The sequence below is a fragment of the Marinomonas sp. G8-14 genome (assembly GCF_055808935.1).
In genome coordinates, this window is sequence record NZ_CM147891.1 from 3863371 (window position 1) to 3883414 (window position 20044).

Annotated in this window: 21 protein-coding genes and 2 pseudogenes; 13 read left to right on the top strand and 10 right to left on the bottom strand. The window is 46.5% G+C overall.

Annotated features, from left to right (window positions below):
• Positions 1-21 precede the first annotated feature (21 nt).
• The 4 genes from eat to AC0L6V_RS19730 all read right to left on the bottom strand — a co-directional run bounded on the left by eat (position 22) and on the right by AC0L6V_RS19730 (position 3918).
• Positions 22-1428, bottom strand: a complete 1407-nt coding sequence (gene eat, locus AC0L6V_RS19715) for an ethanolamine permease (RefSeq protein WP_265220048.1) — start codon at positions 1426-1428, stop codon at positions 22-24.
• A 155-nt stretch (positions 1429-1583) separates the two neighbouring features.
• Positions 1584-2192, bottom strand: a complete 609-nt coding sequence (gene eutC, locus AC0L6V_RS19720) for an ethanolamine ammonia-lyase subunit EutC (protein ID WP_418138530.1) — start codon at positions 2190-2192, stop codon at positions 1584-1586.
• Positions 2078-2485, bottom strand: a complete 408-nt coding sequence (locus AC0L6V_RS19725) for an ethanolamine ammonia-lyase light chain EutC (RefSeq protein WP_321160363.1) — start codon at positions 2483-2485, stop codon at positions 2078-2080. The genes eutC and AC0L6V_RS19725 overlap by 115 nt, the downstream gene beginning before the upstream one ends.
• On the bottom strand, positions 2482-3918 hold the full coding sequence (locus AC0L6V_RS19730; RefSeq protein ID WP_418138531.1) for an ethanolamine ammonia-lyase subunit EutB: 1437 nt from the start codon (positions 3916-3918) through the stop codon (positions 2482-2484). Before AC0L6V_RS19730 ends, AC0L6V_RS19725 begins: the two co-directional genes overlap by 4 nt.
• A gap of 253 nt (positions 3919-4171) precedes the next feature.
• Here AC0L6V_RS19730 and AC0L6V_RS19735 point away from each other — a divergent pair, with 253 nt between their 5' ends.
• Together AC0L6V_RS19735 and AC0L6V_RS19740 are read left to right on the top strand one after the other, a co-directional pair.
• A complete protein-coding gene (locus AC0L6V_RS19735) occupies positions 4172-4648 on the top strand; it encodes a hypothetical protein (protein WP_418138532.1) in 477 nt (158 codons plus the stop codon).
• Positions 4649-4670: 22 nt separating this feature from the next.
• The gene (locus AC0L6V_RS19740) at positions 4671-5135 is read left to right on the top strand and encodes a helix-turn-helix domain-containing protein (RefSeq protein ID WP_321160365.1); all 465 of its coding nucleotides are present in this window, start codon (positions 4671-4673) and stop codon (positions 5133-5135) included.
• Positions 5136-5542: 407 nt separating this feature from the next.
• Here AC0L6V_RS19740 and AC0L6V_RS19745 read toward each other — a convergent pair.
• Positions 5543-6140 (bottom strand): annotated as a pseudogene (locus AC0L6V_RS19745) (IS5 family transposase); the annotation flags it as partial.
• A 139-nt stretch (positions 6141-6279) separates the two neighbouring features.
• On the opposite strand from AC0L6V_RS19745, the gene AC0L6V_RS19750 reads away from it, so the two are divergent.
• Both AC0L6V_RS19750 and AC0L6V_RS19755 read left to right on the top strand, forming a co-directional pair.
• On the top strand, positions 6280-7635 hold the full coding sequence (locus tag AC0L6V_RS19750; protein WP_265220049.1) for an IS5 family transposase: 1356 nt from the start codon (positions 6280-6282) through the stop codon (positions 7633-7635).
• Positions 7636-7741: 106 nt separating this feature from the next.
• Positions 7742-7846 (top strand): annotated as a pseudogene (locus tag AC0L6V_RS19755) (VOC family protein); the annotation flags it as partial.
• Between the two features lie 113 nt (positions 7847-7959).
• Here the strand turns inward: AC0L6V_RS19755 and AC0L6V_RS19760 are convergent.
• From AC0L6V_RS19760 to AC0L6V_RS19780, 5 genes are read right to left on the bottom strand one after another with little or no spacing between them, the layout of a single operon-like run.
• The gene (locus AC0L6V_RS19760) at positions 7960-8862 is read right to left on the bottom strand and encodes a class-II fumarase/aspartase family protein (RefSeq protein ID WP_418138533.1); all 903 of its coding nucleotides are present in this window, start codon (positions 8860-8862) and stop codon (positions 7960-7962) included.
• Positions 8807-9304: a lyase family protein gene (locus AC0L6V_RS19765; RefSeq protein ID WP_418138534.1), complete on the bottom strand. Its 498-nt coding sequence runs from the start codon at positions 9302-9304 to the stop codon at positions 8807-8809. Before AC0L6V_RS19765 ends, AC0L6V_RS19760 begins: the two co-directional genes overlap by 56 nt.
• A 2-nt stretch (positions 9305-9306) precedes the next feature.
• The gene (locus tag AC0L6V_RS19770) at positions 9307-10752 is read right to left on the bottom strand and encodes a TRAP transporter permease (RefSeq protein ID WP_265220051.1); all 1446 of its coding nucleotides are present in this window, start codon (positions 10750-10752) and stop codon (positions 9307-9309) included.
• Positions 10695-11405: a hypothetical protein gene (locus AC0L6V_RS19775; protein ID WP_418138535.1), complete on the bottom strand. Its 711-nt coding sequence runs from the start codon at positions 11403-11405 to the stop codon at positions 10695-10697. Before AC0L6V_RS19775 ends, AC0L6V_RS19770 begins: the two co-directional genes overlap by 58 nt.
• Positions 11406-11418: 13 nt before the next feature.
• A complete protein-coding gene (locus tag AC0L6V_RS19780) occupies positions 11419-12399 on the bottom strand; it encodes a TAXI family TRAP transporter solute-binding subunit (RefSeq protein WP_265220053.1) in 981 nt (326 codons plus the stop codon).
• A gap of 179 nt (positions 12400-12578) precedes the next feature.
• Between AC0L6V_RS19780 and AC0L6V_RS19785 the strand changes: the two genes are divergently transcribed.
• The 9 genes from AC0L6V_RS19785 (at position 12579) to AC0L6V_RS19825 (ending at position 19734) form a co-directional block, all read left to right on the top strand.
• On the top strand, positions 12579-13307 hold the full coding sequence (locus AC0L6V_RS19785; RefSeq protein WP_409418962.1) for a GntR family transcriptional regulator: 729 nt from the start codon (positions 12579-12581) through the stop codon (positions 13305-13307).
• Between the two features lie 193 nt (positions 13308-13500).
• Positions 13501-14373 carry a DUF4394 domain-containing protein gene (locus AC0L6V_RS19790; protein ID WP_265220054.1) on the top strand — a complete coding sequence of 291 codons (873 nt, stop codon included), beginning with the start codon at positions 13501-13503 and terminating at the stop codon, positions 14371-14373.
• Positions 14374-14587: 214 nt separating this feature from the next.
• Complete coding sequence (gene zigA, locus AC0L6V_RS19795) at positions 14588-15805, top strand: zinc metallochaperone GTPase ZigA (RefSeq protein ID WP_265220055.1); 1218 nt, start codon at positions 14588-14590, stop codon at positions 15803-15805.
• Positions 15806-15931: 126 nt separating this feature from the next.
• On the top strand, positions 15932-16705 hold the full coding sequence (locus AC0L6V_RS19800) for a polysaccharide lyase family 20 protein (RefSeq protein ID WP_265220056.1): 774 nt from the start codon (positions 15932-15934) through the stop codon (positions 16703-16705).
• A 22-nt stretch (positions 16706-16727) separates the two neighbouring features.
• Positions 16728-17234 carry a GNAT family N-acetyltransferase gene (locus tag AC0L6V_RS19805; RefSeq protein ID WP_265220057.1) on the top strand — a complete coding sequence of 169 codons (507 nt, stop codon included), beginning with the start codon at positions 16728-16730 and terminating at the stop codon, positions 17232-17234.
• A 99-nt stretch (positions 17235-17333) separates the two neighbouring features.
• A complete protein-coding gene (locus AC0L6V_RS19810; protein WP_409418964.1) occupies positions 17334-18179 on the top strand; it encodes an arylamine N-acetyltransferase family protein in 846 nt (281 codons plus the stop codon).
• The gene (locus AC0L6V_RS19815; protein WP_265220060.1) at positions 18176-19165 is read left to right on the top strand and encodes a DMT family transporter; all 990 of its coding nucleotides are present in this window, start codon (positions 18176-18178) and stop codon (positions 19163-19165) included. The genes AC0L6V_RS19810 and AC0L6V_RS19815 overlap by 4 nt, the downstream gene beginning before the upstream one ends.
• On the top strand, positions 19140-19502 hold the full coding sequence (locus AC0L6V_RS19820; RefSeq protein WP_418138536.1) for a Crp/Fnr family transcriptional regulator: 363 nt from the start codon (positions 19140-19142) through the stop codon (positions 19500-19502). The genes AC0L6V_RS19815 and AC0L6V_RS19820 overlap by 26 nt, the downstream gene beginning before the upstream one ends.
• The gene (locus tag AC0L6V_RS19825) at positions 19453-19734 is read left to right on the top strand and encodes a Crp/Fnr family transcriptional regulator (protein ID WP_265220062.1); all 282 of its coding nucleotides are present in this window, start codon (positions 19453-19455) and stop codon (positions 19732-19734) included. Before AC0L6V_RS19820 ends, AC0L6V_RS19825 begins: the two co-directional genes overlap by 50 nt.
• Positions 19735-20044 lie beyond the last annotated feature (310 nt).

Below are 20044 nucleotides of genomic sequence, written 5' to 3' on the forward strand. Positions count from 1 at the left end.
TTTACTCAGTGAAAAGGCTTGTTAAGCCGTTGCAGCAAGATCGGCTTCCGCTGCCGCCAGCATGTCGAACTCTTCTTCTGGTGTTTTCGCCACAAGGCAGTTTTTGCTATACAAGAAGTAGTAAGCGGCGCCGATGGCGAATAAGACTAGCGTGTAGAAAAACGCACGTGGATCGTAAGCGTAAACGCCAGTCAGCGCTAACAGTGACAAAACAAAGGCGATGGATGAGGTAACGATACCGCCAGGTGTTTTATAAGGACGTTCCATGTTTGGCTGTCTGATGCGAAGCAAAATGTGGCTTAGTGCCATCAAAGCATAAGACACCGTCGCGCCAACCACAGCCATGGCAAGCATAAGATCGCCTTCGCCAGTCAAAGAAGCTAGGAAGCCCAAAATACCCGGTACGATCAAAGCACGTGCAGGGACTTTACGTTTATCGGTAACAGACAAGCTTTGTGGAATGTAACCTGCACGAGACAAGGCAAAGACCAAGCGGCTGTAACCGTAGATGATAGAGAAGAAAGACGCGATCAAACCAGCAAGGCCTAGAACGTTTACTGCCGTTGCTAAAGAGCTGTGTCCTGCAAAGTTTAAGGCATCAACCAAAGGCACCGCGCTCTTACCCATCGCATCTGCACCAGCGGCACCGGCTAATAAAAACACCACCAAAAGTGCCGTGAAAAGTAAAAAGATCATCGCGCCGATAATGCCTTTAGGCACGTCCTTCGCTGGATCTTTGGCTTCTTCTGCTGCCAGAGGTACACCTTCAACCGCCAAGAATAACCACATGCCGAATGGCAACGCTGCCCAAATACCATACCAACCCATTGGCATAAACTCAGACGCGCCAGCCGCATCAGTTACGGCCACATCAAATAAACGGCTACTATCAAAATCGCCAATCAGTGCAACCGCTGTCGCTAGGATCGCAATCACAGCCAAACCACTGATCACCATCATGACTTTGAGCGCTTCGCCCGCACCGGCTAGGTGAATGCCGATAAAGACCAGATAAAACGCGGCGTAGACCCAAGGTCCATTAAAGCCCAACAAGGCTTCTACCGCAGAACCGATAAAAATCACAATGGCGGCAGGCGCCAAAGCGTATTCAATTAACACCGCTAGGCCAGTTAAATAACCGCCCGTTGGTCCCATGGCTTGACGCGCAAAACTATAACCGCCACCCGCCGCAGGGATCGCCGCGGACATTTCTGCCAAGGATAAAACCAAGGTGAAATACATCACCGCCATAAGCGCCGCCGCGATAGCAAAACCGCCCCAGCCCGCTTCGGCAATACCAAAGTTCCAGCCCGCGAAGTCACCGGATATGACATAAGATACGCCCAAGCCCGCGAGTAGAATCCAGCCCGCGGAGCCTCGTTTTAGCTGGCGTTTTGCCAGATATTCTTTGTTAATTTGATCAGACATTTTAGTTTCCTTTTGTTCCAGTTGTGCTCTATAGGTTGAGTTTTTAACCGTCATTTTTTGCCCAGTGGGCTTATAGTTTTCTTGCTTTTCTGTTTGTGCGTCTTCGTGCGTTTTGTTTTTTCACTTATCTTTTTTCACTTATCTTTTTCCTCGTATTAGGAGATGAGGAAGTTTTTTGACTCCTTGGAGGTGTCTACAATTAAATCATCGTCGGATCTGTCTTTGAGTTTGACGCCAGACAGTTTCAGGGTTCGTGCTTCGTTTAATAAATAAAAGGCTTTGCGCGCCGCTTCTTGGTAGACCAAGCCGGCCGGACGCACGTTGGAAATACAGTTGCGATAAGCATCGGTATACCCCACTTTACCGCCCCAAGTCAGATACAAGCCTAAGCTATCGGGGAGGCTCAACCCCGGACGTTCGCCGATTAATACCAAGACGCATTTGGCGTTGAGGCGTTCACACACATCGTCGCCAATGGCAACGCGGCCTTGTTTCACAAAACAGATAGGGGCGAGGTTCCAGCCGTTGATATGGTCAGAAAGCGCTTGTAAAAACGGCAAGGTATTTTGTTCAACTGCCAGCGATGACAAACCATCGACCACCACAATGGCGAGGTCGTAATGTTGTGAAGTGGAATCTCGGTGTTCGTCTAGTTGGTGGGCGGATTCGTCATCCAATCTGCGACCATAATCTGGACGCTGTAAATAGGTTGCGCGGTCCGTCGCGCGACTGTGCAAGAGTAGGGGGCACAGTTTTTTGTCCAATTTTTTGCCCAGTCTTGTTCCATCAGAGCCTTCGACAAAGCATCGGTGTCGAGTTGCGTGTGCACCGCATCAATAGCCTGAGCATGGGCGAGCTGAAATGCGAGTAAATGTTTGGTGGGTACACTGACACCGGCCCGCCCCAAGCCAACGCGCGCGTCCGTAAAGGCATTGAGTTTTCTCCACGCGTTTTCCGTAACGGGTTCTTCCTTTTCCGTTATAAGAGGCGTGTGTGGGTGTGTTGGGAAAGACTTATCAGGTTTAGGTATGTCGGATTTAGGGATGTCTTGGCTCATGAGCGACCTCCAATCATACGATTGAGTGATTTATGGAACGCATCAGGTAGCTTGTGGTTGAGGGTGAATTGCTCGTTATTTTTGAAGATTTCCATCTTCGCAAGCCAAGCATCAAACTCCGGCGCAGGTTTTAACCCTAACACTCTGCGAGCATATAACGCATCGTGAAAAGACGTTGTCTGGTAGTTCAGCATGATGTCGTCGGAACCTGGGATGCCCATCACAAAGGTACAACCCGCGACACCTAACAGTGTCAGTAAATTATCCATGTCGTTCTGGTCTGCTTCGGCGTGATTGGTGTAACAGACGTCGCAGCCCATAGGTAAACCAAGTAGCTTGCCGCAGAAGTGATCTTCCAACCCTGCACGGGTAATTTCTTTGCCATCGTACAAATATTCTGGGCCGATAAAACCGACCACGGTGTTAACCAATAGCGGATTGAATTTACGTGCTACCGCATAAGCGCGTGCCTCGCAGGTTTGCTGGTCTAATCCATGGTTGGCATTCGCCGACAGCGCACTGCCTTGGCCCGTTTCAAAGTACATGACGTTGTTGCCCACTGTGCCACGATTGAGTGACAAAGCGGCCGCTTGGGCTTCGGCCAGTGTGGCGAGGTTAAAACCAAAGCTATCGTTGGTCGCTTGAGTGCCACCAATGGACTGGAACACCAAATCCACGGGTGCGCCTTGTTCAATGCATTCGATGGTGTTGGTCACGTGCGTGAGCACACAAGACTGAGTGGGAATCTCATAATGCTGGATCACTTCGTCCATCATCTTGATCAAGCGTGTGGCTTGCTGCACGTTGTCTGTAGCAGGGTTGATGCCTATAACGGCATCACCGCAAGCGTACAGCAAACCGTCTAATATACTGGCGGCGATACCCGTTAAATCGTCCGTTGGATGATTTGGTTGTAAGCGCGTCGACAAATGCCCCGGCAAGCCAATGGTGTTGCGAAACGCGGTTTTTACATGGCATTTTTTTGCGACCAAGATCAAATCCTGGTTGCGCATAATCTTACTAACCGCCGCCGCCATTTCCGGTGTCACACCTGGGCGAATGGTCGTCAGTACCTCGCTGGTGGCTAAATCGCTCAGTAACCAATCACGAAAGCCCCCCACGGTCAGGTGTGAAATCAAAGAAAAGGCGTTTTTGTCATGATCGTCTAATATTAGTCGGGTAATTTCGTCTTCTTCGTAGGGAACGAGAGCTTGTTCAAGGAAAACTTTTAGTGGTACATCGGCCAGTGTCATCTGCGCGATGGCGCGTTCTTCAGCGCTTTCAGCGGCAACGCCTGCTAAGCGATCACCGGAACGAGCCAGGGTGGCTTTGGCCATTAAGTCGGCAAGATCGTCAAAGCCAAAGGTGCGCCCGCCAACTGTGTTTGTAAACTGAAAGTGGCGAGATTGAAAAGCGGAATGTGGATTATTCATTATGTTTGCTCACGCTTTTGGTCCGGTATTGGTTAAAAAGACAGAGTCAGGCTAAAAGGCATACATTTTGCAGTCTTTATCTGAGTCTATGTTTCGAGTCCATGGTTTGATAAATCACATGAGTTAACAGTACGGAAATCCATAAACTGACGTTATCGAATAATGGCAAAAATAATAAATTCTATATTTTTCAATGGTTTGTGTTTTATATCTTGCGTATTTTGTGAGAAAAAAGACAACAGTGGGTGTGAATATGTTGAATTTGGCGATGAATGCACCAAAAAAGAGCAATTCTGTCTGTGTGTCAGAAGCTTATGATGCGGATTTGCATGCCAGCAACCTGACAGGCTGGCAACAAGAGTACGATCAAACTAGCCGAGGTGTTTTTTATGGGCGGATCGTCGAATTGCCGTTTGATGGTTTGCAGGTGTTTTGTGAGCACACTAGCCAAGCCTTGCAACAAAAATGCGTAGTGTGGCCGAACTCGGTCTGGCTCGGTATTCCCCTCGCAGGACAAGAAGAGAGTCGCATTAATGGCTTAACCATTAAAGGCAATACCATCATGTGTCGGCCCGGCAGCTGTGATTTTCAACTTTCTACGCCACAGGATTACGATTTATACGGCTTGGTCGTGGATCGTCTGAAGCTGATCAAAATGGCATCGATTCATGGTGTCGACCTAAATTGGAAAGAGGCTCACCGAATATGGTCGCCTTGGTGTACCCGATAAAACCTTGGAGGAAGTGCGCTTTGTGCTCGCGCGTTTGCTCTCTATGAAAAACAAAACAACACCGCCGCGCTTGCAGCAAGACATCGTGATGATGGCACTGCTGGAAGTACTCAAAGAAGAAACGCCGCAGCCTGCCAAAACACAAAGCTATTATCACCGTAAAAAAGTCGTCGACTGTGCTCGTCAGTTTTTAGACCACCACCTTGATGAACCGGTCACCGTGACACAACTGTGTGAAGTGACCAACGTCAGCCGTCGAACCTTACAATACAGCTTTGAAAGCATCCTCGGAATCAGCCCGATTCAATACCTGCGCATCAGTCGATTAAACGGCGTGCGTCGTTCACTAGTTCAAGCCGAAAAAGGGCAATCGGTCAGCGACATCGCCGCCCAATGGGGATTTTGGCACTTAAGCCAGTTTGCTAAAGACTACAAACAATTGTTTGGTGAAACGCCCTCAAAAACACTCACGGGGTTGAGTGGTTGAGAGAAACAATAAATTTAGTTTTTTAAAAGTGGTATAGGGAGGGCATTCGTAGAAAAATGCTTTTTGAGCGAAGGTTGTTTTTATATGATGAGGATGCTCGTGCGCATTATCAAAATGTTCAGCTACATTTATATCACTGCAAATATAAAGGTGGCGAAATGAATACAAAGCAACTAATCGAAGAGGCAGTATCACTGCCGGTAGAAGAGCGTGCCATTGTTTTGGACTCACTGCTTCGCAGTTTAAATCAGCCAGAGTCAGAGATAGACAAACAATAGGCAAATGAGGCGAAACGTCGTCTTTCTGAACTCAGATTGGGCCAAGTTGAAGAAATTCTAGGAAATGATGTGTTTAGCAAGGTGTGGGATAGGTTAACAATTAGGGGAAGATGAAAATTAAACTTTCTTTTCATCTGGCCCTAATACCTTAAAGCTGTGCACCAGACCGCGTTTCGCGTCCACGCTAATATGTGCTTTGTTCTCGAAGAATCGTTGATTGCCTTTCTTAGTCTGATGCATTTCAGGGTCTCGTGACTTGGCTTTATTTTTGGTTGAGGCTCGCGGCTTCGATAATCGTCGCATCAACAATGGTGCCTTCCTTAAAGTAAATCCCTGAGTCAGACAGTCATTTGTTCACTTCTTTAAAGAGCTTGCGCCCAAGCTTGTGCTTCTCAAGCAAATGGCGGAAATTCATTATGGTTGTATGGTCTGGGATCGTGCCGTTTAGAGACAGGCCAGAAAACAATTGCATTGAGGTAATCTCGTAGAATGTATCTTCCATCGCTGGATCACTTGTGCTGTACCAGTTCTGCATAAAATGAATGCGTAGCATGGTAGCGAGAGGGTATGGACGCCGACCATTGCCAGTTTTTGGATAGAACAGTTCAATTTGAGCTTCAAGCTACTGCCATGGGATCAGCTCATTCATCCGACCAAGGAAAAGCTCTTTGCGGGCTTTACTACATTTGCTCGTTAATTTGGTATCGGCGAAGGAAAGCTGGCTCATAAAAGAAGCAAAGTTAGCTTGTCGCCCCTGAAAAACTCTCAACCTATTGAATCTAATAGGTTTTTATAAGATAGTTAATGCTTAAACCTTACGATAAATACGCCTTTAGACCTAAAAAGTTGCAGAATGGGTGAGTTTTATGAAGCCTCGTCAGAGAAAGACCATGCCGCAAAAAGATTTGTTCCAACCTCAGCTCGTAGACATCATTAATCCCAATCATCCTTTAGTTCGACTGGCTAAGATCATTGATTGGAACCTGTTGGATAACGAATTGGGGGCACACTTCTCAACGGTTGGTGCAGCCGCGTTGCCAACGCGCCTTATGACGGGGTTACTGTATTTGCAACACTTGCATAACTTGTCTGACGAAATGGTATTAGAGCAATGGCTTGAATCGCCTTATTACCAATATTTTTGTGGCGAAACCTTTTTCCAACACGACTTCCCGTGCCATCCAACGAGTCTTGTTAAATGGCGAAAACGGTTAGGAGAAGAAGGCTGCGAATGGCTGCTTACCCAGACGATACAAGCAGGGCTAAAACTAAAAGTTATCAAACCAGCGAGCTTAAAACGAGTCGTAGTAGACACCACGGTACAAGAAAAAAACATCACCTTCCCAACAGATGCCAAGCTCTACAACAAGGCTCGACAACAGCTCACGCAGGTAGCCAAAGAACAAAATATCACGTTAAGACAAACCTACGACAAAGTCTGCCATGAGTTAATGCCAAAAATTGGACGCTATGGCCACGCCAAACAATATAAGCGGATGAGAAAAGCGATTAAGCAAGTCAAAGGCTTCTTAGGGCGAGTATTGCGTGACATAGATCGGCAAGTAAAGCGACAAGGATTAACGCTCACCCAAAAACAGGAAGATATACTCAACCAAGCTTATCGATTACTAAAACAAACTCGCCAGAGCAAGAATAAACTGTACAGCCTACATGAACCCAATGTGGACTGTATATCTAAAGGCAAAGCGCATAAACGCTACGAATTTGGCGTAAAAGCCAGTGTAGCCGTTACCGCGAAAGAATCCTTCATCGTGGGCGCAAGAAGCTATCCTGGCAATCCGTATGATGGCCATACGTTAAAAGATCAACTGCAACAAGTAGAAACCCTGACAGGCACGAAACCGGACAGCTGTTTTGTTGACAGAGGGTATAAAGGGTCTGGCGTGGAAGACATTAGCGTCTTGATTGCAGGTCAAAAACGCGGAGTCCCCAAGAAAGAGAAGCGCTGGATGGGAAGACGAAACAGCGTAGAACCCATCATAGGGCATCTCAAATCCGATGGAAAACTCAGACTATGCTTCTTAAAAGGTGTGCTAGGCGATGCGATCAACGTGATCTTAAGTGCCTGTGGTCAGAACCTACGTAAGCTACTGAAGTGGCTTTGTTGTGCCCCATATTTTGGAGCATTTTTAAGACGATTATGGCTGAAAATAACTTTTCCACTTGAAAGACCCAAAAATAGAATGGCGCTTCTTGCTTGAAACGCCATTATTCAGGGACGACTAGCTTGAGTCGGTCAGATTGCCTCTTGCCGATAACTTAATCTCATGCACCTTAGCAGAGTGCTTACAACCATTCGATACGAAATGTATGATCGAGCCTTACATCCGTTTTAAAGGCCAAGTCGGTGAACAAGCGACCATGTTCTTGCTCGACCCATGTGGCAACGCATTAGAGTTCAAAGCCTTTTAAGATATGGGCCAACTGTTTGCTAAGTAAGGTTCTGCCATAAAAAAGCGCAATCTTAGACTGCGCTCAATAAGCCACACTGGCTTCCAGTGTGGCTTTGCTGCTCGATAAGTTGCTTATTTGAAACGGCTTAAGATTTGCTCCACATAGTAGGTGGCTAATCCTAAGTAGTTCTCCGGTTTGAGGGCTTCAATCACAGCGGTTTCTGTTAAATGTTGCGTCACTCTTGGGTCATTAGCTAATACTTGCGCTAAGTCTTGTGACCCTTGTTCTGCAATACGACAGGCATCATAGACAACGTCGTGTGCTTCTTGTCGGCCTAAATATGGAGCCAACGTCATCATGGCGGACTCTGCCATGATTAAGCCATTGGTTGAGTAAAGATTGTCCAGCATTCGCTGAGGGTGAACTTCCAAGCCTTCTAATAGGAACGAGGCTTGCGAGAGCGCGCAGTGTGTTAACACAAATACTTGCGGCAAGGCGATCCATTCAGCATGCCAAGGTCCCGTTGCACGTTCCAAATCAGACTCTTGAGCGCCAAGTAACAAGCTCGTATTTCCCACGATAGCTTTATGACAACCTCGGATGACCTCACAGGAAATAGGGTTGCGTTTCTGTGGCATGGTCGAGGAAGCGCCGCGGTCTTTCACGAATGGTTCACTTACTTCTCCTAACTCAGTCATCGACATGATCATGATATCAAAGGCAACTTTAGCCAAAGAGCCAGACAGTATTGCCAATGTCGTTGCGATTTCAGCAAAGTTATCTCGGGTGGCATGCCAAGGTGCCGTTGGACACTGCAAATCAAGTTCTTTTGCTAATTGCTCGGTCACTTTTTCCGCGCCTTTGCCCATGGATGCTAGTGTGCCCGATGCGCCGCCAAGCTGCGCAACCAACACTCTCGCTTTCATTTCCTGTAAACGAGCTTGGCAGCGTATTAAAGAATCAAGCCAAATGGCTGCTTTATAGCCAAAGGTGATCGGCAGCGCATGTTGCATATGGGTTCGTCCAGCCATCACCGTGTTTTTGTAGGTCTCGGCTAGCTTGCTTAAAGCCTTTAGGGTTCGTGTGAGGCTCTTGCTCAATCAGTTGAATACCGTTACGGATTTGCAAAACGGAGCCGGTATCCATGATGTCTTGAGTGGTGGCTCCCCAGTGCACAAAACGCCCAGCGTCACCTGCTGCGCCGCTTAATTGTCTTACCAAACCTAAGATGGGGTAGCCGACATTGCCGGTATCAATGGCAAGTTGCACCATATCTAATGATACGGTCTCAGCTGTACGGTTGATGGCATCTGCGGCGGCTTGGGGAATCATCCCCACGGAAGCCTGTGCCCGAGCGAGGGCGGCTTCCACATCAACATAGCTTTGCACACGCGCTTTATCAGAAAACACGGCGTTCATGGCATCAGACAAGAACAGTGGCGCGAACAGTTTTGAGTCAATAATTGAAGAAGACATTTTTATTGTACCTTTGCTTTAAGCTCGTTTTTACGAGACTGATACTTTTGAAAAAAGATGAGTAGGGTGAAAAGGGCAATCCCCGCTAGGTCTGTTTGCCAGCCACCGGCAATACTGAGTAATGCCGCCAGCATGAGTAGTGCTCTAACAGGCAGCCCCACCTTGCTAATAAACCAGCCTTGCACCGCCGCACTGAGTAGATAAATGCCAAACACAGCGGTTACCGTTGCCATGGCAATTTCAAGGACACTGCCTTGCATCAGAAGCGCTGGGTTAAAGCAGAAAATAAACGGCACAATAAAAGCGGAAATACCGATTTTGAAAGATTGCACGCCCGTCTGCATGGAGTTAGAACCTGCGATCGCGGCACCAGCAAACGCGGCCAAGGCAACCGGAGGGGTAATGGCCGACATCACCGCGAAGAAGAACACAAAGAAATGCGCTACTAACGGCTCAAGCCCCAACTGAACAAGTCCAGGTGCGACCACGGCTGCTGCCACGGCATAAGCCGCCGTAGTGGGCATGCCCATGCCGAGTACCACAGAAATCAACATGGCAAAGATCAATGCCAAAATCGTACTGTTATCGGCTACCGCTAACAAAATAGTAGAGAAGCGTAAGCCCACGCCAGTAAGGCTAATAATGCCAACTATGATGCCGGCGGTTGCACACACGGACAAAAGTGGTATCGCCATTTTGCCAGCCAATGCCAATGCATGAAAAATACGTCCAAGGCCCATTTTATTAGTCCCCAGCCAACTCACAACGATGACGGAGATACCTGAGAGGGTTCCGGCACGTATGACTGAGTAACCCAGTACTAAACAGACGATCAAGATGATAATGGGCGAAAATAAGTAAAGTTGGCGCAGCAGTAGCGCTTTATTGGGGAGTTCATCCTTACTTAAGCCCTTCATGCCTAATTTTGAGGCTTCAAAATCGACCATAAAAAAGACCGATAAGAAATATAGAATGCCAGGGATGGTCGCAGCTAGCACAATGTCGGTATAAGGAATCCCTGTCACATCGGCCATGATAAAAGCACCAGCCCCCATAATAGGAGGAAGAATTTGCCCACCAGAAGACGCCGCCGCTTCGATTGCTCCTGCTACTTTGGGTTGGTAGCCCACTTTTTTCATTAGCGGAATAGTAAAGGCGCCAGTCGAGACAACGTTACCCGCTGAGGAGCCATTGATGGTGCCCATTAAACCTGATGCAATCACCGCTACTTTCGCCGGGCCACCTTTCTTATGGCCGGCTACGGCAAAGGCGAGTTTGACAAAGTAGTCACCGGCCCCAGAGGCTTGCAAAAAGGCGGCAAAAACAATGAAAAGAATCAAATAGGTCGCTGACACACCTAAGGTTGGCCCTAGGATACCGTTATCGGTCATCAAGTAGGTGGTAAGGCGAGCCAAGTCGTAACCATCGTGATGCAATATGCCTGGCATCCAAGGACCACGAAGGCATACAAGACAAATACCGCTGCAATAATAACCATCGCCAGACCGGTGGTACGGCGCGTCATTTCAAGTAACAGCGCCATAGCACCGATAGAAATGACCGCATCCGACGTAGTTGGAAAGGCACCAGCTCGGAATTGCAACAGATCCAAGAACTCCACTAAGTAGCTTGCGGTGACACCCGCTAAGACGGCGAAGCTAAAGGCATTGGCAAGGTCTGTGTTGGAATGAGTGCTGCGCCAGCCAGACACCAGCGTGCAGATCAGCGCGGCTAAGTAAAACCCAGTAAATAGGTTCAACTCTGATGCATTAAACAGGTTTCGATCTAAAACGAGGTAGCTGGCCAGTGCGCAGCCAGACAGAGCTAGGCTGAGCAGAGCAAGCCATTTACGTAAACGGCTGGCAGGTGCCTGTGTTTCGCTATGAAATAAAAATGCACCGATACCAAGGCCAGCTAACAGGTGCAGTATTCTTTGGATCCAAGCATCCACAGGATAAAAATTGAGTACCAGTAGCTGAATAAATACATAGCCAGCGCAGGCGGCGATCACCCAAATGGGCGCACTAACGCGCTCATCTGAAGTGCTAGCAGAATCCAGGTTGACAGATTCTGCTGCTTGATTTGAAAGTGGTTGAGACATGATGACTTACTCGCTACTCAACTTCACAACATACATCGACGCCGATTTCTCGGTAGTACTTAGCTGCGCCTGGGTGAATTGGCAGCACGCCGTTAAACAGCATATTTTTAGCCAGTGATTCTGCGGCGGCTCTGTGAACCTGCATCATCTCGTCATTACTTTCTAAAATAGTCTTGGTGATGGCATAAGCTAGGTCATTTGACATCTGCTTGTTGGCCACAACAAAGTTCCACATTGAAACCGTTTGGATATCTTGGCCCTGTCCTTTATAAGTACCGGCTTTGATGGTCATGGGTGATAAGGAAGGAAAGGCGTCCGTAAGTGATTTTACTTGTGCGTCGCTAAAACCTAACGGTGTGATGGCATTTTGAGCTTCAACCTGTGTGAAGGCTGTGACAGGAATACCCGCCGCCAGGCCTAACGAATCAATCATGCCATCTTGAAGTTGCCCAGCCTGATCGCCCGCGCCACCAAAGCGTGGTGTGACGTTAATGCCTACCTCTTGCAAAATGGAGGGTAAGTAGGTGGCAGTGGTGCCTGCTTTGGGTCCAACGCCCATGGTTCGGCCGTTTAGCTGTTCTAAAGTTGATATGCCTGAAGAGGTGAGTGATGCCATTTGAAATGCAGACTGATACATCGGGAAAAGCACCCTTAAGTTGGGAAGCTGACTGCCAGGCATTAGTGGGTTTTTACCTTCAACACTCTGTTGTGCAGGCCCTGTACTAGTGAGTCCTAGGTCTATTTGTCCAGCTTCCACTAGTGCTAGGTTTTGAATGGGGCCACCAGAAACTTCTGCACTGGTAGAAATATTCAGCTTCTCTTGAATGAGCTTGGCAACGCCGCTGCCGTAGATGAAATACGTGCCGCCTTGGGAGGCCGTGCCTAATTTCATGCTGGATGGGAAGTCACTTGCTGTGGCAGATGTTGCTAAAAGAATGCTGGTAAGGGATGCGATAATGCCAATTTTCTTAGTCATACGTAAACGGTCTTTCATGGATAGGCTCCAGTTACATTTATTGTTATTGAAAGAGAGCGACAACACCTATTTGTCCGTACAAATTTGTGTTGTATGGACAATATAGAGTGCTTTTATTGGATTGTCCATACAAATTTCTTTTCGGAATGCAGTGGATCCGCTAGCATTGTTTTGAGAACAGTTGCCAAAGGTGATAAATGAGCAAGATTGCAAGGTACGTCGAAGTAGCCAATATTCTCGAGCAGAGGATTCAGATGGGGCTTTATCAAGTAGGGAATTTATTACCTACGGAAGCTGCTTTGTGTGAAGAATTTAGTATTAGCCGATTTACGGCGAGAAACGCCCTCAAGCAACTTGAGGAAGTGGGTAAGATTGAGCGCCAACAAGGTAAAGGCAGTGTGGTGTTGGCGGACCGACCGGTAAGATTTAACAGTACCTGGTCTACTATCGATGAGCTGATCGAACATGCGAACCAAGTTCGAGTGAGTTTTACTTCTGTAAAAACAGTGTTTGTAGATGCAGAGTTATCAGCAAAAACGGGTTTTAATGTGGGATCCAAATTAAGTGAATTCAAGGGTGTCCGTTTTGGAAAATCAGCCAATGCCGAGATTCCTCTGTGCTCTATCGTTGTTTGGATCGATGCTAAATACGCCTCAAGCTTAGATCAGCTGGATAACTTGGGGAGCACCATCATTTCTTGGTTGAAAACAACCCATCAACTAGAGCCAGTGGAAGTTCGGCAAAAGATCTCTGCACAGATTATCGGTGATGATCTTGCTAAAGTATTAAAAACAGACTCAGGTATAGCTGGTTTGAATATAAAACGTACATATTTAGACAAAAGAGGTGTTACGATCGAGGCAACTACTACGGTATTTCCATCGTACTTGTTTGAATATGAAACGACAATATCGAGCCGTAATTAACAGAGATTACAAGCAATGTAAGCCGATTCGTTACGAGTGGACGTCGTTAATCCTTGCCTTTCCATCATCCAAAAAATTATTTTTCAAAAAAATATCGTTTATCTGAAACCTTTTTTTACAAGATGAGTATCTCTGTATGAGCCGCCCAATTGGGTGACACCTAGTTTACTAATACAACTCATATAGGATGATTATGATGAAAAAGACGATTATTGCTGCCACGACTGCTTTCGCTGTTTCTGCTTGTTCAACTGGCTTTTACGGAACACCGGACCAAGATAGCCATATTGCTGGATACGCGCTTGCTAACAACGGAACGACCTTGATCACAATGGAATCTATCGCGTCTCCCGCTAAAATGGACTCCTTTATGTTAAGCAATAAGCTGGACGCCGTGGCTTATCGCCCCGTCACTGGTGAGCTGTTGGGCTATTCCAACGGCGCGGTTTATGCTGTGGATACTAAGACGGGCAAGCTAACCGATCTTGGTGCGGCCTTCACAAATGGCGCCATGATATCCAAGAATGCGTCAGCCACCGCGATGGACTTTAATAACGCCATTGATGCTGTTCGTATGGTGGGTTCTGACGGTACAAATTTGGTGTATTTCCCAATCGGTTTTGGTAATGAAGATAAGCGTGCTAATTCCGTATTAAAATTTACCTCCACATTCTATGTACAAGGCGACAGCAACGAAGGCATGACGCCTGAAATTTTTGCGAACGCGTACACTAACGCCATTGTCGGTGCAAAAGCGTCGAGCACTTTTCAGTTTGCGTTAGACAGTAAAACAGACTCATTGGTCAGCCTTGCGAATAATACAGGCGAACTAAAAACCGTGGCTAAGATCAACATCAATGGTAAGGCCGTTGACCTCTCATCCATGGGTGGCTTCGATATTGTTTCTGCCGAAGAAGGTTCTGACGCCGCTTATGCCATATTACAGCTTGAAGGGGCATCAAAAGCTGGGCTTTATGCTATAGATCTGACGACAGGCGCGGCAACCTTAATGGCCGACTTACCAATGGGTGGCTTTAGCGGCTTTGCCGTCTCAGGCGGTCAATAATTGCGAAGGGTGTTTTTACACTCACAGTAAGAAAAAACCAAAGGCAGTCTAGCAATAGATTGCCTTTTTCTTGTGAGCTAGTTTACCAAATTATCGAGATATTTGTTTTAGATTGTATTGTTATGTTATAACATATTTTATCTGTTGTAATGAACGCTTTGAAATAGCGTTAGTGTCAGACCAGTCAACGACTCCTCATCATGTAGGGCATTATATGAATGAACAGCTAATGAATAATCCACCGAGCAAAAAGCTTCCCGTCACTGTGTTATCAGGTTTTCTGGGGGCAGGTAAAACCACCTTGTTAAACCATATTTTGAATAATCGCGAAGGTCGACGTGTTGCGGTGATTGTGAATGATATGAGTGAGGTCAATATCGATGCGGCGTTGATCCGAGAGGGCGGGGCAGAGCTTTCTCGTACGGATGAAAAAATGGTCGAAATGAGCAACGGCTGTATTTGCTGCACGTTACGAGAAGACTTGCTGATTGAAGTGGAACGCTTAGCTAAAGAGAGAAAATTTGATCAGCTAGTGATCGAATCGACAGGTATTTCAGAGCCATTGCCTGTTGCGGAAACCTTTACCTTTGAAGGCGAAGATGGCCGCTGCCTTAATGAAGTGGCGCAACTCGATACCATGGTCACTGTGGTCGACGCGTTTAATTTCTTGCGTGATTACAGTTCGCACGACGATTTGCAAACGCGCGGCGAGTCGTTAGGCGAAGAAGACGACCGCACCGTGGTGGATCTATTGATTGAGCAAATTGAGTTTTGCGATGTGATGGTCATTAACAAAGTGGACTTGGTGACGGAAGAAGATCGAGATCGATTGATTGCCATGCTGCGTAGCTTGAATCCAAGGGCGAAAATTGAGATGGCTCAATTTGGTAAGGTGCCATTAGATCGTGTTTTAAATACAGGTTTGTTTGATTTTGAACAAGCGTCTTTAGCGCCCGCTTGGCTGCAAGAAATTCGCGGAACCCATGTGCCAGAAACCGAGGAATATGGCATCAGTAGTTTTGTCTACAGCGCTCGTAGACCCTTTCATCCGAGTCGTTTTTACCAGCTTGTGAATCAGGATTGGCCCGGTGTGGTGCGTTCCAAAGGCTATTTTTGGTTAGCATGTGATCCCACGAAAGCGGGTAATTGGTCGCAAGCAGGCGCGGCGGCAAGGCACGGCCCTGCCGGATATTGGTGGGTGTCTATTCCCAAAGCCCAGTGGCCACAAGATGAAGAGTCGGTCGAGTGGATCCATGAAAAATGGCATGACAAGGTGGGCGATGCGCGCCAAGAGCTGGTTTTAATCGGTATGGACATGGACGAATCCGCCCTGCGAGCCAACCTAGATGCCTGCTTATTAACTGATGACGAAATGGCACTAGGTGCCAGCGTTTGGAAGACTTGGACAAACCCTTTTCCTGAATGGATTTGATCCTGTTACACGCTTTACTGGTTGTAAGGCGTGTTTTTCGAGGGGATTGATGCAGAGTGCAATAACGCCGAATACATCATTTTGATGTATGATCAGTTGAGTGAAACGTCATAATTGGAGCGAACGGTGACTCGATACTGGGTGTTGTTATTGTCTGCTCTGTTCAGTTTTTGCGTTCAAGCCGATGCTGTACAGAACACAATGGATCATGGGGATTTTGGTCCTTTTATGCGTTCGTTAAATAATACGAGCTATGGTTATCAAGTTATTGAGGACGTTACTCGGACTGCCATCATTAACAGTGCACCAACCAAACTAATCGAGAAATTCGAGGTGCATCCAGGAGACTGCTACTGGAATAAAGGCTGGAACGATTGCGAGCAAGATCGCGAACGCAGTGAGTTATCCGAGCAAAAGAAAACAACACCTGCAGGCAGTGACGCTTGGTACGGTTGGTCGATTTACTTTCCAGAAGACTTTCCTAATGTGTATCCCACCAAAACAGCTTTAGGGCAATTTCATCAAGCCAATTCTCATCCTATCTGGATGTTTCAAAATGGCCGTGGCGGTTATCACCTAGACGATCATATTTCTGGAACTAAGAAAAACTACGAGCTGATTAATGAGGCTGACCTTCGAGGTCGGTGGCATAAAATCGAAGTGCATGCTCGTTGGGAAAAAGACGATTCTGGTGTGTTCCAAGTTTGGGTAAACGGCGAGCAAAAAGTCGACTACCAAGGCCCGACGATGGACGCAGACATTGTGTATTTTAAATACGGTGTGTATCGATCTTTTTTATCACGATATAAACAAGCTAGGCAGTTAAACGCTGTACCACCACAAATTGTCTATTACAGCAATGTGAAGCGTGGTAAAAATAGGGCATCGCTTCAGCCTTAGATTATTGCCATTGGGAGATAAAATGAGCGTTCAAATTCGTCCAGCCGTGATTGGCGACTTACCCGCATTAACGGATCTTTATAACCACTACATAGTAAACACGCCAGCAACGTTTGATATAGAGCCTTACACATTAGAAGGTCGAGCGGTTTGGTTCGCACAATTTGCGACCACAGGCCGACATCGTTTATTGGTAGCGGAACAAGACGGCAACATTCTTGGTTACGCTTGTAGTGGACCGTTCAAACCCAAACGCGCTTATGAAACCTCGGTGGAAGTCAGTATTTATCTAAAACCCGAGACAAAAGGCCGAGGCTTGGGAACCGCCTTGTACCTTGAATTGTTTGAGCAACTGGAAACTGAAGACGTGCACCGCGCCTATGCTGGCATCACCTTACCCAATGAGGCCTCCCGTATTATCTACGAAAAGTTCGGCTTTGAATCCGTCGGTGTTTACCTAGAAGTAGGCCGAAAATTTGGACAATACTGGGATGTGGAATGGTTCGAGAAAGAGGTGGGGAGCGATTAGAAAATAACAATGACTTATTAACCTAGGTTAATTCCTTCTCTTCTGCACTCCTGTAAGCTTAACGGTATTCCGTATTGATTGAGCATTAGGGAGCGCAGTATGTCGTTATCATCCAGTCTACAAAATTATCTATCTGACCTAGGTTTGGTCGTACCTGAGCCATTGAATATTGAGTTTGTTCAGACGTTGCAGTCGGCCCATGTGGCGCGTTATAGCTTTAATAGTTTGGCGGTGGTGTTGGGTGAAGAGATTTCGTTGGAGCTTGAAGCGATCAGTCAGAAAATAGTGACTCGTGGTCTCGGAGGCTATTGCTTTGAGCATAACAAGTTAACGTTTGAGCTTTTAAAAGCCTTGGGTTATGACGTGCAGCTTAAGTTGGCAAGAGTACTGAATAATAACTTCGAGCGTGAAGCGGGCCGAACCCATCGAGTGACTTTGTTAACTTTAGAAGGCGTCAGTTATTTAGTCGATACTGGTTTTGGTGGTAATGGACCGATTGCGCCATTGCGGTTAGATAGCAATACGAAGCAAATGGCTGGTTTAGATGGCTATCGTTTGTTGGCAAAAGGCAAGGGTGAATACGATTTGCAGGTTATGAAAGGGGAAGATTATTTTACCCTTTATCGTTTTGATAATGCGGCTTACACGGATGCGGATTGTGCGCTTGGGCATTTTTATTCTCATAAACATCCGCAGGCGGTGTTTTCAAAAAATCTTATGGTGACCTTGAAAAAGAAAGATCAGACGGTTGCCTTGGTGAATGCTGAGTTTACTAGGAGAGACCGACAAGGCGAGCATAAGCAGTTGATTGAAAGCCCTGAATTACTCGGAAATATTTTGAACTCTGAATTTGGTATTGCCCTTGAAGCTGCTGTGGTTGAGCATCTCTTTATCCGTTTTGTGGCGCCTATGTTGACAATGGATGAAGTCGGGGCGAGGTCATGAGTTCGTTTTTTACTTTGTTATTATGGGCTTGGTTGATGGCGTCTTCTTTTATCGTCTCGGGTCATATGGTGGCATACGCTAGCCCGATTGCTACGTCGGCGTTTCGTTTCTTATTGGCGATGCTCATTATGTTGCCAGCGCTATTGTTCAGTTGGCAGCGAGCTAAGCTGAATAAAACCGAGCAGTTTAAGGCGTTATTCGCTTCCCGTCGTCGGCTTTGTCATTATGTGGTGATAAGTGGTGCCCTGGTGGGGTTTTTTATCGGATTGTTTGTCGCCTTGCAGTCGACAACGCCGTTGAATACCTCTGTTTTGTACACCTTGGTTCCCTTAATTGGTGTGATGATAACGAGGGTGTGGCTTAAAGAAGTCGCGCCTTTATGGCGAGTGGTTGGCTTTGTTCTTGGCTCTGTCGGGGCGATGACGGTGCTGTTTTCAACACAAGGCTTTTCTACTCAAGGCTTTTCTACACAAGACTTTCCTATTCAGGGCAACGACGGATTTCAGTGGCATTCGGGGGATTATATTTTTCTTGGATCGTGCTTTTTATTGGCCTTGCACGTGGTGTCGGTACAGAAATGGGGGCGTTCGTTAGGTGCCTTGTCTGGGGCTTTTATGATTATGCTGTTTGGAACACTTTGGCTGCTGCCTATCGCGTTGATTTGGGGAGAGCTGGATCAAGTGCAATGGGCGTTGCAAGGTTTTTGGGTGAATATCTTGTATCTGACGGTATTTACCACCTTATTTACCTTTGTATTGCAGCAACGTTTGGTGATGACGGTGGGGGCAAGTCGCTTGCTGGCGATATCTTATACCATACCGGTTTGGGTTGCGTTATTTACCGGGTTAACGCAATCACGGTTGTTAAGCTTGGTCGATTGGCCTTTTGCTTCTGGCATTGTATTGTTAGGCATCGCATTGTTTCTTATTGATGGTAATGTAAGTAAGGTAAAAATCGTCCATGGATCGAACTCAACTGCAAAATAGTTTCGAAGCGTATTTTAACGAATTTGGCTACGATATTGATTGGCAAAGACTGACGGTGCCAATGGATGTGCATGTGATTCGCAAAGGTGATTACCTTTTTAAACAAGGCGATACCGCAAATCGTTTGTACTTTTTGCATTCTGGACTAGTGCGTTATGTGAGTGTTTCCGATGAGGGGAAGGAGTTCACACAAACTTTTGCGAAGAGCCCCGAGGATCATTGGCTCGACCAAGGCGATGGTGACCGAAACACGTGTTTTGTTTGGTATTCAAGCCTTGGAGGATTGCATGATGTCTTCTTATCCTTGGCAGGCTTTTTATGCCCAAATGCGTCATGATATTGGCTTTTTAGAGTGTTACGCTAAGTTTTTAGAGCGTATTTTTATGACGAAAGAAGAGCGCGAGAATGCTTTTGTAAAGCACTCCGCAGAGCGGCGTTATCTAGATTTTTGTACCGCGTATCCTGAGTTAAAGGATTCTATTCCACAGCAACAGATCGCCTCTTACATTGGTATTACACCGGTGGCGTTGAGCCGGATTCGACAAAAACTGAAGTTAGGTCATCGTTGATTGTTGGTGTCTGAAATAATCAATTCTTAGCCATTATCTATTTCGTCATTTCATCATTTGGTAAAGTGAATACATGTGTTTGTGTATGGCTATACTCCTCCTTATATTTTCTAAAACATAAAAATAATCTATAGATCAATGTCTTGAATATACTTTAACTCTTTATTTTAGTGCTTTTTCATTTTGGGCATGCTCCATGCAATTCTCCTTGTTGTGAGAAATAACCTATTTAGCACACTTTACCTATCTGACTAGGCTCCCCTCCTAGTCAAATAGACGTGGTGTCTACTTAGTGACGGCTTACCGTTTC